The sequence below is a fragment of the Sphingopyxis sp. genome (genome assembly GCF_035565275.1).
In the GTDB taxonomy this organism is placed as follows: domain Bacteria; phylum Pseudomonadota; class Alphaproteobacteria; order Sphingomonadales; family Sphingomonadaceae; genus Sphingopyxis.
In genome coordinates this window covers 1-13,262 of record NZ_DATMST010000291.1, presented here as the reverse complement: position 1 = coordinate 13,262, position 13,262 = coordinate 1, and the positions used below count along the sequence as shown (strand labels likewise).

Genomic DNA, 13,262 nt, shown 5'->3' with positions numbered 1-13,262 from the left:
AACACGGGTGCCCGCCGCGCCTGCCGAATAGACGAGCAGTTCGTCGGCGAGCGCCTCATAAGCGGCCTTCACGGTGCCGCGCGCCACGCCGAGCTGCGCCGCCATATCGAGCCACGAAGGCAGACGCGTTCCCGGGCGGAGCCGCCCCTCGACGATCGCCGATCGCAGCGTCGCCGTGATCTGCGCGGTAATCGGTGTCGCGTGCGAACGGTCGATTGAAAAGGCGACCCGTCCCGGATCCCATGGTGCATTCATTTCGCCACCTTATGGTACTGTCAAAAGCCTCTCGATGGACCCGAGGCTATGCCGGGGGCGGCGGTGCTGTCGAGGCGGGGTCGACCTATGCCAAGGTTCAGGGTGGTTGGGCCGGCGGGTCAGGTCGGCCGGCATTTTTCCGCAGAAATGACAGATCGGCCAGTCGATCCGGTCAGCGCTTGGTACAGGCGCCTTGTCACCTCTCGCGCCTAACCCGGTCCGCGTCGCGCTCTATCTTGTCTCCGCCACCCGGCCCGACGGCCGCGTGAGGAGGGTCAGGATATGGACGACAGCAAAACCGCCATCAGCCGCGAAAAAATTCTGCACGCGCTCTACGAAGCCGCCGAGCTCGAACAGAATTTGATGTGCACCTATCTCTACGCTGCCTTCAGCCTGAAGGACGGCGAAGGCGAGGGGCTGAGCGCAGTGGAGGGCGAGGCTGTCGCACGCTGGCGCCGCGCGATCCTCGACGTCGCGATCGACGAGATGAGCCACCTCGTCGCGGTGTGGAACATCACCGCGGCGCTCGGCGGCGCACCACGCTTCGGGCGCACCAATTTCCCACTCGATCCGGGCTACCTGCCCGCGGGGATCAGCGTGAAGCTCGCGCCGTTCGACGCGGCGGTGATCCAGCATTTCATTTTCCTCGAGCGTCCCGAAACCTCGGACGAACCCGATGGCGAGGGATTCGTCGTCGCCGACCCGCCCGGCCGCACGCCGGTCGCGCCACGGTTGACCCCGGCGGGCTATGATTATGCGACGATCGGCGCTTTCTACCAGACGATCGAGGCCGACCTTCGCGTGCTTGCCGGCGCGCTCGGCGAACAGGCGGTCTTCTGCGGCGACCCGGCGCTCCAGCTGTCGCCCGCTGAAGTGAATCTGGCCGGCGCGCAGCCGGTAACGGACCTCGAAAGCGCGCTTGCGGCGCTCTCGGAAATCATAATCGAGGGCGAAGGCGCGCCGTCGGACCGCGAGAATTCGCACTTCCAGCGTTTCCTGACCGTGCGCGCCGAAATGGCCGACCTTGCCGCCGCCAACCCGGGTTTCGTCCCCGCGCATCCCGCGGCGGTGAACCCCGTGCTGCGCAAGCCGCCGCGCCCCGAAGGGCGGGTGTGGCTGGAGGATGCCGACGCGGTGGCGACGGTCGACCTTGCCAACGCGATCTACGCACTCGCCCTTCGCCTGCTCGCGGGGGCCTTTGCGCTGCCGCGTCCCGATCCCGACAAGGCGCTTTATACCGGCTGCGCGATCGGGCTGATGCACGCGTTGACCGCGGTTGCCGAGCGTGCCGCGCGCCTGCCCGCGGGGCCGTCGAACCCCCGATGCAATGCGGGTGTGTCGTTCACGGCGCTGCGCGAGGCGGCGTCGCTGCCGCCCGGCGCAAGCGCGCGGCACCTTTATGTCGAGCGCGTCGAAGAGCTGGTCGCGGTCGCCGAAGCGATGGACGCCGCCGATCCGCGTTGCGCTCGCGCAGCGCGCATTCTGGAGAAGCAGGCCGACCGGTTGCGGAGCGCGTCCGCGGCCGGGGTGCCGGTCGTGCCGGTTTCGTCCGTGGCGCCGCCGCCCGCCGCATCGCCGGTTCCGGCGGGAAATGGCGATACGGCGGAGGGCAGGGACGTGACCGTTCATTTCGACGGCAAGCGCTGCATTCACGCGCGCATCTGCGTGACGCAGGCGCCCGCGACGTTTCTCGCCGATGTCGACGGGCCGTGGATCGTCCCCGACGCGACCGACGCCGAGCAATTGTGCAGCGTCGTCCGCCAATGTCCGTCGGGCGCGTTGATCTACGAACGGCGCGACGGAAAGAATGAACCGGTTCCGCCGGCGAACCTTGTCACCCTGCGCGAAAACGGTCCCTATGCGGTGCGCGCCGATCTGCTCCTCGACGGCGAGCGCGCGGGCTTTCGCGCGGCGCTCTGCCGCTGCGGCGCGTCGAAGCGCAAACCCTTCTGCGACAAGTCGCACAAATATATCGGGTTCGAAGCGACGGGCGAACCGCCCGAAAGGAATACACCCGGGCTCGCCGTCCGCGATGGCCCGCTTGCGATCGATCCCGAAATCGACGGCCCCTTGCAGGTGACGGGCAATCTGGAAATCCTGAGCGGCACCGGCCGGTCCATCGCCTGCGTGGAAAAAACGCGCCTTTGTCGCTGCGGCGGCAGCGCGAACAAGCCCTTCTGCGACGGCACGCACCGCAGGATCGGTTTTCGCAGCATGTGAACCAGCAGGATACAGTCTCTCCCCCGAAGAAAGGACGCATATGAAACAGCTTCAGGACAAGGTCGCCGTCATCACCGGCGGCAATAGCGGAATCGGGCTCGCAGCGGCGAAGCTGTTCGCCGCCGAGGGTGCCAAGGTTGCGATCACCGGCCGGCGCCGGGACGTCGTCGACGATGCCGTGCGCGAAATCGGCGCGGCGGCCATCGGTATTCGCGGCGATGTCGCCGACCCTGCGCATCACCACGAGGTGGCCGAAATCGTCCGCGACCGGTTCGGCGGCGCCGACATCTATATGGCGAATGCCGGGGTCAACACGATCAGGCCGTCGCAGCATGTGTCGGAAGCGGAATATGACGCGCAGTTCGCAGTCAACGCGCGCGGCACCTTCTTTGGCGTGCAGGCGATCGCACCCGTGCTTCGCGATGGCGGATCGGTCATTCTCGTCGGCTCGCTCGCGAGCGACAAGGTGCTCGACGGGCATGCGGTCTATGCCGGGACGAAGGCAGCGATCGGCGCGTTCGCGCGCAGCTGGGCGCTCGAGTTCAAGGATCGCGGCATCCGCGTCAACATGCTGAGCCCGGGACCGACCGAAACCGCCATCCTCGAAAAGCTGGGCGTCGCACCCGAGGATCGTGGATCGTTCGTTGACATGATGTCGGGCGCGATCCCGCTGGGTCGCCTCGGTCAGCCGGGGGAACTCGCGCGCGCGGCGCTGTTCCTCGCGTCCGACGCGAGCAGCTTCGTCACCGGAATCAACCTCCGCGTTGACGGCGGCATGGCGCTTCTCTGACAGGGAAAGCGGGAGGCAGGCGCAAAAGCCCTTGCCTCCCGAAACCCGGACAAATATGATTTTGCCGGCGCGACGAGGGGTATCCGCGCCCGCAATTCCAAGGCTTTTTCCGCTACGCCCCGGAGATCCGGTCATGATCGATGCCGCCGTCGGCGAAGAACCGCCGCTCGTCCTGATCGTCGACGATGATGTCGAGGTGCGTACGGCTATCAGCGAGCTGATGCTGTCGGTGGGGATCGAGGCGACCTCTTATGGCTCGACGCGCGAATTGCTCGAATCGCCGTTGCTCGAGCGCGCAGGCTGCCTCGTCCTCGACGTGCGCATGCCGGGATCGAGCGGGCTCGACCTCCAGCAGCATCTGGCAGGAGCGGGGGTTTCGAAGCCGATCGTGTTCCTCACCGGCCATGGCGACATTCCGATGTCGGTGCAGGCGATGAAGGCGGGCGCAGTCGATTTCCTGACCAAACCGGTGCGCGACCAGACGCTTCTTGACGCCGTGATCGCAGGGGTCGAGCGCGACACCGCCGAGCGGGCGACCGCGCGCGTCGTGCAGCAGCATGTCGAACGCTATGCCACGCTGACCCCCCGCGAAAGCCAGGTGATGCGCGAGGTCGCGCGCGGGCGGCTCAACAAGCAGATCGCCTATGACCTCGGAATTTCCGAAATCACCGTGAAGCTTCACCGCAGCAATGTGATGAAGAAAATGGAGGCCGCGTCGGTGGGCGAACTCATTCGCGCATGGGAAAAATTGCCCGTCCAGCTGCGCGAAACCGGCGCGGCCTAGACTTTGGTATGGTTACAAAGCGTTACAAGCTGCGCAACAGTGGCATCGTTGGCCGCTTCGGTCGTGTTGAAAAGGGCGGAGCTGCTTGCCCAATATTCCTCTTGTCGCGGTCGTGGATGACGATGAAGCGATCCGCGAAGCCCTGTGCGACCTGCTGATGGTCGCGGGGCTCGATTGCAACGCGTTCGACAGCGCGGCGGCGTTTCTCGCCGGGCATGCGCCGGGCCGTACCGACTGCCTGATCACCGATATCCGCATGCCCGGAATGAACGGGCTCGATCTGCTCGAAAAAATGCGCGCCGACGGCTCGAATCTGCCCGTGATCGTGGTGACGTCGGTCCTCGATCCGGGCGCGCGCGCGCGGGCTCGCGCGCTCGGCGCCCAGGCCTGGCTGGCCAAACCGGTCGCCGAGGGCGCGCTTCTGGCCGAGCTCAAGGCGGCGATCGGGCCCGGCAAATGGCCTGACGGGCCGGGACAGTGAGCCCGGCATCGTCTGAAACGCCCGCTGCCAAGCTGTCTTCCGACCCGGAGATCGCCGACTTTGCGTCGGAAAGCGTGATCATCTTCGATACCGAAGGCATGATCCAATATTGGAACCCGGCGTCCGAAGCGCTTTACGGCTGGCCGCCGCTCGCGATGATCGGGCGCGGAATCGCACACCTGTCGGCGCGCAGCGCGGACGAGCACGAGCATTGGCGGCTGCTGCTTCAGGAAGGGACGTGGCAGGGGCTGGTCAGCCGCCGTACGCCGTCGGACACGCATATCGCGGTCGACGTCCGTCAATATGTCCGCTTTCGCGCCGACGGATCGCCGCGCGACGTGATCGAATATGGGCGCCGGTCGTTCGGCGAAGGCGCGCTGACGGGAACCGACTGGCATATTCCCGACCGGTTGATGGCCGCGAGCTGGGAGATCGATATCGCGGCGGCGCGGCCGCTTGTCGCCTCGATCGAGACGCGGCGGCGCGGTGGTGAAAGCGTGGCCGATGCTGCCTATCTCGAGCTTGTGCAGGGCGCGCGCATCGTCAACGTCAACGAAAGGACCGCGCGCCTCGTCGGCGGCAATCGCGGCCGCGACCTGATGATCGGGCAGGCGGTTGCGGGCTTCTGGCCGCTCGACAGTCGCGCCATATTGGGCGAGCTGATCGTCGACGCCGCGACGGCGACGACGCAGGATATGACGCACCGGCGGCAGCTCGCATCGGATGGTATCTTGCGCGACCCGCTGGTGACGGTGTGGCGCGCCGACGATCCCGACCGGTTGTACATCGCGGTGAACGGGACCGCCGACGACGACCGGTCGTTCCTGTCGCTCCGCGCGAGCGAGGCGCGCTATCGCAAGCTGGTGCATTATATGCCGGTCGCGCTGTGGCAGGTCGATGCCAGCCATATGGGCAAGATTTACGCCGATATCCGCGGCAAGGGCGTCACCGATTTTTCGGCTTATCTCGACGCGCACCCCGAACTCGTCGACCTCGCAGCCGCCACCGTGCCGGTCACCGACGTCAACCGCAGCGCGGTGGAGATGTTCGGCGGGAAGAGTGCGATCGATCTGCTGCGGCCTGTCGGTTACCTGTTCGCCGAAAGTACTCAGGCGCTGCGCAACGTGATGATCGGGCGCTTCAAAGGCCAGCAAAACCACAGCGAGCTTACCAGGGTCCGGACGTTCGACGGGCGCGTGCTCGACGTGCGGATGTCGGTGACCTATCCGAACGCGCCCGCCGAGCTCGACGTCACGATCTTCAGCTTCGAGGATGTGACCGAACGGCTGCGGATCGAGGCCGAGCTGCGCCAGTTGCAGGCCGATTTCACCCATGCGGCACGCGTTTCGATGCTCGGCGAACTCACCACCTCGATCGCGCATGAGGTCAATCAGCCGCTCGCGGCGATCCTCACCAATGCCGAGACCAGCCTGCGCTGGCTGTCGCGGGACGAGCCCAATATCGGGAAGGTGACCCAGCTCACCGGCCGGATCGCGACGAGCGCGCGCCGCGCAAGCGATATCGTCCAGCGCATCCGCGGCATGGCGTCGAAGAATCAGCCCGAACGGGCGCCGCTCGACCTCAATGAGGTCGTGCAGGAAGCGGTGATGTTCCTCCGGCACGAGATCGAATCGCATTCGATCCGCATCCGCTCCAGCTTCGCCGAGGGAATGCCGCTGGCGATTGGCGACCGTATCCAGCTGCAGCAGGTGATCGTGAACCTGTTGATGAACAGCGTCCAGGCGGTCGAGCAGCGCGGCGAGGGCGAGCGCGAGATCAGTCTCGACATGCGGGCGGCCGATTATGGCGCGCTCGTCTTCACGCTTCGCGATACCGGGCCGGGGATTCCGCCCGAAGATATCGACCGGATATTCCAGGGCTTTTTCACCACCAAGGAAAGCGGAATGGGGATCGGTCTTGCGATCTGCCAGTCGATCATCGCCGAACATGGCGGATCGATCGCCGCGTCGAATCATCCCGATGGCGGGGCGCAATTCCGTTTCATCATTCCGGCGAGCGCCTGACCGGTATCAGCGCGTCACATCATTGGCGGTTGACGTCGCGTTTTCCAGAAGGGCGCGCGAAAGCGGCGTGAAGTCGCCGCGTACACCGTGCGCGATCGCGGCGGCGGCGAGGCCGCTTTGGGCCGCGGCCGCGAGCGGGCGACGCGCCAGCAGGGCATCAAGGACGCCGACCGCAAACGCATCACCCGTTCCGATCCGGTCGATCACCGGACAGATGATGACCGCCGCCGTCTGGGCATGGTCGTCGCGGGTGTCGATCCGTGCGGCGAGTTCGTGCTTTGCCGGCTCGACGATATGCCGTGCGGTCGATGCGATGGTTTCGAGTTTCGGAAACGCCTCGAGCATTGCCAGCGCCGCCTCGCGCCGACGGTGGGCGCCCTCGCCCGAAAATTCGCGGCCGAGAAGCAGCGAGGCATCGCGGTGGTTGCCGAACAGCACGGTCGCTTCGCTGACAATCGGCCGCAGGACCGCGGCGGGATCATCGCTCCAGCGTTCCCACAGGCGGCCGCGCCAGTTGCCGTCGAACGATATGCCGATGCCGGCCGCGCGCGCGGCGCGAACCGCGTCGAGCGTTGCGGTGGCGCATCGTTCGCCGAGTGCCGGGGTCACCCCCGACAGGTGAAGCCAGCCGACCCCGTCGAGCAACCGGTCCCAGTCCCAGTCGCCGGGCTGTCTGCTAGCAAAGGCCGAATCGGCGCGATCGTACACGACCTCGTCCGCTCGCATCGGGCCGCCCGGCAGATGGTAATAAAGGCCCATCCGGCCAGCGGGCCGGGCGATGCGTTGCGTATCGACGCCATGGCCGCGCATCCGGTCGAGCGCGCCGTCGCCAAACGCCCCCGGGGGAACGGCGCCGATCATCGCGACGCGGTTGCCCAGCGCCGCAAGACCCGCCGCGACATTCGCCTCGGCGCCGCCGACATAAAGGTCGAGGCGCGGCGACTGCAGCGGCATTTCGCCGTGCGGCACGCTCATACGCAGGACGATCTCGCCAAAGCAGGCGATTTTCTTTTCGGGGTCGATCATCATTGGAATCCGGGGTCGGGGAGGGCGGTACAGGCGATAAGGGCATCGGCCCCGAAGCGGGCGGTCGCCGACTGCCCGGGACGGATCGGGTGAACACCGGTGATCGCACCGGCGGAAACCCACTGGCCGGGCTCGAGCGCGATGACGCCGTCGTGGTGGAGGTCGACGAGAAATCGCAGCGATCCCCACGGGCCGTCGAGCACGTCGCACGCGCGGCCGTTGCCGACCTCCACCCCGTCGATATGCGTCACCACCTCGATCCGGTCGAAGTCGGAGTCGAGGCGCGGGCCAAGCAGCAGGCCGTTGTTGATCCCGATATCGGCGATGATGCCGAAGGGGGCATGATCGTGAACGTCGGGGGCGGGCGAACTCGCGATTTCGAAACCCGCGCGGATGTCGTCGACGAAGGCGCGCGCGTCGCCATTGGTGCCAAGCCGGCGGTCGGGCACGGCGGACAGGCGAAGCATCACCTCGGCTTCGATCGCACCCGCACCGTCCGCGAAGACGAGCGCCTCACCGGGCGCGTCGTCCGCGAGTTCGGCCACCCGCAGCACGGGCCCCGCGACCCGCTCGCAGCCCAGTGTCTCGATCAGCGGCGCCGGGATGCGGCCGACCTTCCAGCCGAGCACCTGGCTGCCGATCGCGGCGCGAAGCGCGTGTTGGATCGCATAGGCATCAACGAGCGTTGCGGGAACAGGTGCGGGAAAAGCCGCCAGCGCCCCCCCGGTCGACCGAGCTTCGAAAAGGGCGGCGACCAGATCGCGCGCATCGGGTGACGTGGTCATGAAGACGCGCCGCCGGGCATCAGGCGAGCTTGGCGCTGAGCAGGTAACGTTCGCGGCTTTCGGCCGAGCGCTGACGCAGTTCGACAAGTGCGCGTTCCTCGGTTTCGTCGAGCATCGATTCGAGCAGGCGGTTGAAATGGCGCCGCATCGCGAGCCGCGCGCCGGTCGCGTCGCGCTTCCGCAGCGCTTCGACGACGTCGGCATGTTCGGCCTGACGCGCGCTGCCGTCCTTGCGGCACACCATCGAATGGCTTGTCCGCACCTCGGGCAATTCCATCCGCATCCGCCACAGGCTTTCGATCACATGGATGATCGCCTTGTTGTTCGACGCGGCGGCGATCGTCATGTGGAATTCGCGGTCGATCGCGCTGATCTCGTCCTCGCTCGCCTTGTCGTCCGCCATCGCCGTGAGCAGACCTTCGAGCTTTTCGAGCGTTTCGGCTGAAATCGTGGGGGCGGCGAGCGCCGCGGCCTCGGCCTCGAACAGCGACCGCGCTTCGGTCAGTTCGAACGCGCTGACCTTGGGCAGGATTGCGTTGTCGCCGGGCAGCACCGCCTCGACATAGGCGCCGGCGCCGGTGCGGATGTGGATCCATCCGGTCGCCTGCAGCGCGATTTCGGCCTCGCGGATGGTGACGCGGCTGACTTCGAACCGTTCGGACAGCTCGCGCTCGCCGGGCAGGCGGGTGCCGGGCGGATAGGTTCCGTCCAGAATCAGGCGCCGAATCGTGTCGGCGACATCTTCGAAAAGGCGGCGTTCAGCCATGGCTCAATCATCTCCCCGATTGCGTATCAGGAAGTCGATACAATCCGGTATGACAAGTTTGAAGCCCATCGCCGAAAAGCGCCTCAGTTTTTCGCATCGCATGCGGAAACCGCCGCGATGCGCCGCGCACAGAGAAAGATAATGGCCCGCGCTGTCAGCGCCGCCTGGCTTGCCGGATCGAATTTTCCATGGCCGCCTCCGCGAACGACGAACAGATCCGACGGCACCGACAGAGCATCGAGCCGGCGTTTGAGGTCGATCGACTGCGCGACCGGCACGACCGGATCGGCGTCGCCATGACCGATGAAGATCGGCGGACCGTCGGCTGAAAGCCAGCCGACCGGCGACATTTGGCGTTCCATCGCTTCCGGATCGCTCCGTTTGCCGATCCAGTTGGCGACCGTCGGATGGCGCCCGGGCGAACCCTCGCGGGCTGCGATCAGGTCGGCCGGACCGTAAAAGTCGAGGATCGCGGCGGCGCGGGGGCCATTCTTGCACTCGGCTGCATCGATATCGTTGGCGGCCGGCAGCAGCCCCGCCATCAGCGCGAGATGCGCACCCGCCGAGGTGCCTGAAACGACGATCCGTCGGCCGTCGAAACCGAACCGCGCTGCATTCGCGCCGATCCAGTGCAAGGCGCAGCGCGCATCCTGCACCGCGGCGGGGGCAGGGGCCTCGCCGGCGAGCCGGTACTGGACTGTCACCACCGAAAAGCCCGCCGCCAGATAGGGCCGGAAACCGGTCCAGCTTTGGGGCCGTGCGCCGCCCGTCCACCCGCCGCCGTGAAAATGGACCAGCACCGGACCCGGCGCCTTGGCGGTGTCGGGGTGCGTATAGATGTCGAGATGCAGCGGCCGGCCATCGACGGTGCGATAGACAGCGTCCTTCACAATCTCGCGCGGCGAGACACCCCCGGCGGCCGACGCCCCCGTGACCGGGAGCGCCGCCATCAAAATCAGGCCGAGGGCGGCTCGCTGCATCGCCGGCCTAGATCCGCGCCCGGATGCCGATGAAATATTTGGCGCCGTAATAGTGATACTGACGGCTGCTGCCATAAACCGGCATATAGGTCGCCTTGGGCTCGTTGAAGATGTTGAGCGCCTCGAAGCGCAGCGATACGCCCTTCATCAGGTTGAGCGATGCGCGGAAATCCACCGTCTCGCTGGGCCCGACATAGCGCAGCTGGCTGTTGCCGCCGACGAAGTCCTGGAAATAGCTCGAACGATAGTTGTAGATCGCCTGCAGCGATACGGGGCCGATGTCGTAATAGGCCTGCGCCGACAGCACATGCTTCGAATAGCCTGACAGACCCGCAGGCGCGATCAGGCCCGGGCTGACCGTGTCGGTTTCCGGATCATATTCGTCGCCGAGGCGGATGTCCTGCGTCTCGAAATTCGAATCGGCATAGTTATAGCTGACCTTCGCGCCGAGCCCGTCGAGCGGCTTGGGCAGGAAGCTGAAGCGCGTCGCCGCGGTCAGTTCGAGGCCATAGATGCGCGACTTGTCGGGACTGTTGCGCGTCTGTGTCACAGGGATCGACACCGTTTCGCCGTCGATCGTGAAATCCTCGTTATAAACGACCGGCTGAAAGCCGCCGTTGAACTGCTTGCAGTAGACGGTCGCCGAAAGCAGGCTGTCCTTGTTCGGATACCATTCGAGCGACAGATCGCCGTTCCACGACATCAGCGGCTTCAGGCGCGGGCTGCCGTTGGCGCGAATATTGTCGATCGCATCCTCGATCGAGGTGAATTCCCCGGCGCCTTCGAGCGTAATCGTGCGCCCGGCGCCCAGCGCGCTCGGGTTGGGACGCGACATCGCGCGATAGCCTGCGACACGCAACAGCGTGTTTGGCGCGACCTCGAAGATCGCGTTGACGCTGGGCAAAATGCGCGTGTTGCTGCTCTTGATCGTTTCGGTCACGAAGTCGCCGGTTTCGTCGAGCGTGAACGAGCCATCACCGCTGGGGTCGGGAACGACGATGAGATCGCTGCGCAGCCCCTTCGAGGTGACGCGGGTATTGACGACGCGTACGCCGATATTGCCGCGCACGGGCATGCTGCCGAGATCGCCTTCATAATCGGCCATCACATAACCTGCGAGCGTGCTTTCCTTGACATCGCGGCTGGCGACCGAGCGCATTTCGTCGGGCAGGCCCGGATCCTCGGTTCCCAGATATTCGCGGAACAGGCAGTCGACATCGAAAGTCGCCCAGCTGTTGATGCTGTTGCCCTTTGCCGCCGACAGGAAATCGGTCTGCGGGAAGGCCTGGCGGCAAATATTGTTGACCCGCCTGTCCTCGGCGACCGGCGTGACCAGGCTGGGGTCTTCGTTGCGCAGATCATAATCGCGATAGGTGAGCTGCGACCAGCGGCCACCCGCCGAGATTCTCTTGAGGAAACCGTCGAGTTCATAGGTGGCGTCGAACCGGCCGGCGAAAATCTCGTTACGGCGCTTGGCTTCGTCGCGGCGGAAGCGTGCGTCCTCCCAGAAGAGATCATGGTTGTTAAGGTCGAAGCGCGGATCGATCGTGATCGTCGGGACGAAGCTGCCCGGCGTGATCTCGTAGGTATAGGGGATACGCCTGTTGCCGAAGCCGGTAGGTATGCCGTTGAGGTCGGTCGCCGCGGTGCGCAAGCGGACGTTGCGTTCGATTTCCTTGCGGACCGTGCGCGAATAGCTGCCGTCGAGCTTGATCGTCAGCCGGTCGTTCGCCTGCCAGTCGACCGAGAGACCGCCGCCCAGATATTCCTCCGACCGCGACAGTTCGGAGCCGTTCGATTCGAGCGCCGAAAGGCCATTGAGGCTCTGCACGATGCCGTTCTCGTCATACACAACGTTGGTCAGGCCGACGCGGCCTTCGGACAGGTTGAGGTCGCGGCGGCTCTCGACGAAGGTGCGGTCCGAATACTGGACATCGAGATTGATGTCGAGCGTGTCGGTCGGGCGGAACTGGATCGCGCCGAACACCGCGTCACGCTTGTCGGTCTCGCTGATCTGGCGGAAGGTATAGGCGTTGGGGACGAGGTAGAAGGGCAGGTTCTGCCCGTATTCCCGGCGCTCATATTCGTCGCAATTGCCGTTCGCGACGACGGGCGAGGCCTGGCACGCGGTCCAGGTTGTCGATGCAGCGTAGGTTTCTTCGGGATTGTTCGTGTCGTTGCGCTGGACGCCGATCGCGATGCCTATCGTGTCGTTTGCGAACTGGTCAACATAGCTCAGCGTTCCGCGCCAGCCGATGCCGCCCGCTCCGCCCGTAATGCGGTCGCCATAGGGATTGAACTGCGCCTTCACCTCGCCCTGCAGGCGGCGCTTGCCGAAATCGAGCGGGCGCAGCGTGCCGATCTCGATCGTGCCCGCGACGCCGCCTTCGACAAGGCTTGCCTGCTGGGTCTTGTAGATCTTGATGCTGTTGACGAGTTCCGACGGGAACTGGTTGAAGTTCACCGAACGGTCGCCGCTGCCGTTGCTCGCGTCGCGGCCGTTGAAAGTCGCGTTGGAGAGGAAGGGGCCGAGGCCGCGCAGCGCGATTTCGGACGCATCGCCCTTTTCGCGGTGCGTCGTCGCGCCGGTGATCGTCTGGATCGCCTGGCCGACCGAAATGGCGGGGATGTCGCCGATGTCGTCCGATGACAGCGCGTCAACGATCGCGGTTTCCTCGCGCTTGGTGTTGATCGAATTCTGGATCGTCTCGCGGATGCCGGTGACGACGATCGCGTCTTCCTCATCCTGCGCCGTCGGTGCAGCCGTGTCCTGCGCCATCGCGGGCATCGCGGCGATCAGCAGCGCCGGCCCTGCGCCTGCCAGCAAGGTGGCGCGCAGCACGCGCGCACGGATCAGATTGCGAGAATTCACGTCGTCTCTCCCCAAATATCGATTCTGTTCTGACCAATAACGTCAGGCATTGCAGCAAGATTGTCAACCATTGTGTATGGCAGATTGGTTAGTCCAATTTGCCATACACTTATCGTCAGCGGACGAGCTGGCTCCGCAGTCCGGGCACGGCGCGCGCGAGCGCCTGCGTGACGAGCTTGGCGGTCACTTCGGCGCCGATGTCGCCGAGATGCGTATAATCGAACTTGCGCGTGACCTGCCCGCGTGCGCCGTCGCCGCTGATCGGCGGCGGCGAAGCGG

The 13,262-nt window shown here is 65.7% G+C and carries 11 protein-coding genes; 5 read left to right on the top strand and 6 right to left on the bottom strand.

The window, feature by feature from the left end; translation table 11 throughout:
* A partial coding sequence (locus VN047_RS19145; protein WP_325545497.1) for a winged helix-turn-helix domain-containing protein occupies positions 1-255 on the bottom strand: 255 nt, incomplete at its 3' end.
* A gap of 282 nt (positions 256-537) precedes the next feature.
* Between VN047_RS19145 and VN047_RS19140 the strand changes: the two genes are divergently transcribed.
* The 5 genes from VN047_RS19140 (at position 538) to VN047_RS19120 (ending at position 6,554) form a co-directional block, all read left to right on the top strand.
* Entirely contained in the window at positions 538-2,475 is a 1,938-nt protein-coding gene (locus VN047_RS19140) for a ferritin-like domain-containing protein (protein ID WP_325545495.1), read from the top strand.
* Between the two features lie 40 nt (positions 2,476-2,515).
* Positions 2,516-3,265 (top strand): SDR family oxidoreductase, encoded by a 750-nt coding sequence (locus VN047_RS19135; protein WP_325545493.1) that lies wholly within the window; start codon positions 2,516-2,518, stop codon positions 3,263-3,265.
* A gap of 133 nt (positions 3,266-3,398) precedes the next feature.
* Positions 3,399-4,049: a response regulator transcription factor gene (locus tag VN047_RS19130; protein WP_325545491.1), complete on the top strand. Its 651-nt coding sequence runs from the start codon at positions 3,399-3,401 to the stop codon at positions 4,047-4,049.
* 85 nt (positions 4,050-4,134) lie between these two features.
* Positions 4,135-4,530, top strand: coding sequence for a response regulator (locus VN047_RS19125; protein WP_325545489.1), 396 nt, complete (start codon positions 4,135-4,137; stop codon positions 4,528-4,530).
* Positions 4,527-6,554, top strand: coding sequence for an ATP-binding protein (locus VN047_RS19120; RefSeq protein WP_325545487.1), 2,028 nt, complete (start codon positions 4,527-4,529; stop codon positions 6,552-6,554). Before VN047_RS19125 ends, VN047_RS19120 begins: the two co-directional genes overlap by 4 nt.
* A 6-nt stretch (positions 6,555-6,560) precedes the next feature.
* On the opposite strand, the gene VN047_RS19115 is transcribed toward VN047_RS19120, so the two are convergent.
* The 5 genes from VN047_RS19115 to VN047_RS19095 all read right to left on the bottom strand — a co-directional run bounded on the left by VN047_RS19115 (position 6,561) and on the right by VN047_RS19095 (position 12,983).
* A complete protein-coding gene (locus VN047_RS19115) occupies positions 6,561-7,583 on the bottom strand; it encodes a sugar kinase (protein ID WP_325545485.1) in 1,023 nt (340 codons plus the stop codon).
* On the bottom strand, positions 7,580-8,365 hold the full coding sequence (locus VN047_RS19110) for a 2-keto-4-pentenoate hydratase (RefSeq protein WP_325545483.1): 786 nt from the start codon (positions 8,363-8,365) through the stop codon (positions 7,580-7,582). The genes VN047_RS19115 and VN047_RS19110 overlap by 4 nt, the downstream gene beginning before the upstream one ends.
* 19 nt (positions 8,366-8,384) lie before the next feature.
* Entirely contained in the window at positions 8,385-9,131 is a 747-nt protein-coding gene (locus VN047_RS19105; RefSeq protein ID WP_325545481.1) for a FadR/GntR family transcriptional regulator, read from the bottom strand.
* Positions 9,132-9,214: 83 nt separating this feature from the next.
* Positions 9,215-10,111 (bottom strand): alpha/beta hydrolase, encoded by an 897-nt coding sequence (locus VN047_RS19100; protein ID WP_325545479.1) that lies wholly within the window; start codon positions 10,109-10,111, stop codon positions 9,215-9,217.
* A 7-nt stretch (positions 10,112-10,118) separates the two neighbouring features.
* On the bottom strand, positions 10,119-12,983 hold the full coding sequence (locus tag VN047_RS19095) for a TonB-dependent receptor (protein ID WP_325545478.1): 2,865 nt from the start codon (positions 12,981-12,983) through the stop codon (positions 10,119-10,121).
* Positions 12,984-13,262: the final 279 nt, after the last annotated feature.

Excerpts from the sequence above, each read along its gene's own strand:
- VN047_RS19140 (WP_325545495.1), top strand. The coding sequence starts at position 538 with ATGGACGACAGCAAAACCGCCATCAGCCGCGAAAAAATTCTGCACGCG.
- VN047_RS19135 (WP_325545493.1), top strand. The coding sequence starts at position 2,516 with ATGAAACAGCTTCAGGACAAGGTCGCCGTCATCACCGGCGGCAATAGC.
- VN047_RS19130 (WP_325545491.1), top strand. The coding sequence starts at position 3,399 with ATGATCGATGCCGCCGTCGGCGAAGAACCGCCGCTCGTCCTGATCGTC.
- VN047_RS19115 (WP_325545485.1), bottom strand. The coding sequence starts at position 7,583 with ATGATGATCGACCCCGAAAAGAAAATCGCCTGCTTTGGCGAGATCGTC.
- VN047_RS19110 (WP_325545483.1), bottom strand. The coding sequence starts at position 8,365 with ATGACCACGTCACCCGATGCGCGCGATCTGGTCGCCGCCCTTTTCGAA.
- VN047_RS19105 (WP_325545481.1), bottom strand. The coding sequence starts at position 9,131 with ATGGCTGAACGCCGCCTTTTCGAAGATGTCGCCGACACGATTCGGCGC.
- VN047_RS19100 (WP_325545479.1), bottom strand. The coding sequence starts at position 10,111 with ATGCAGCGAGCCGCCCTCGGCCTGATTTTGATGGCGGCGCTCCCGGTC.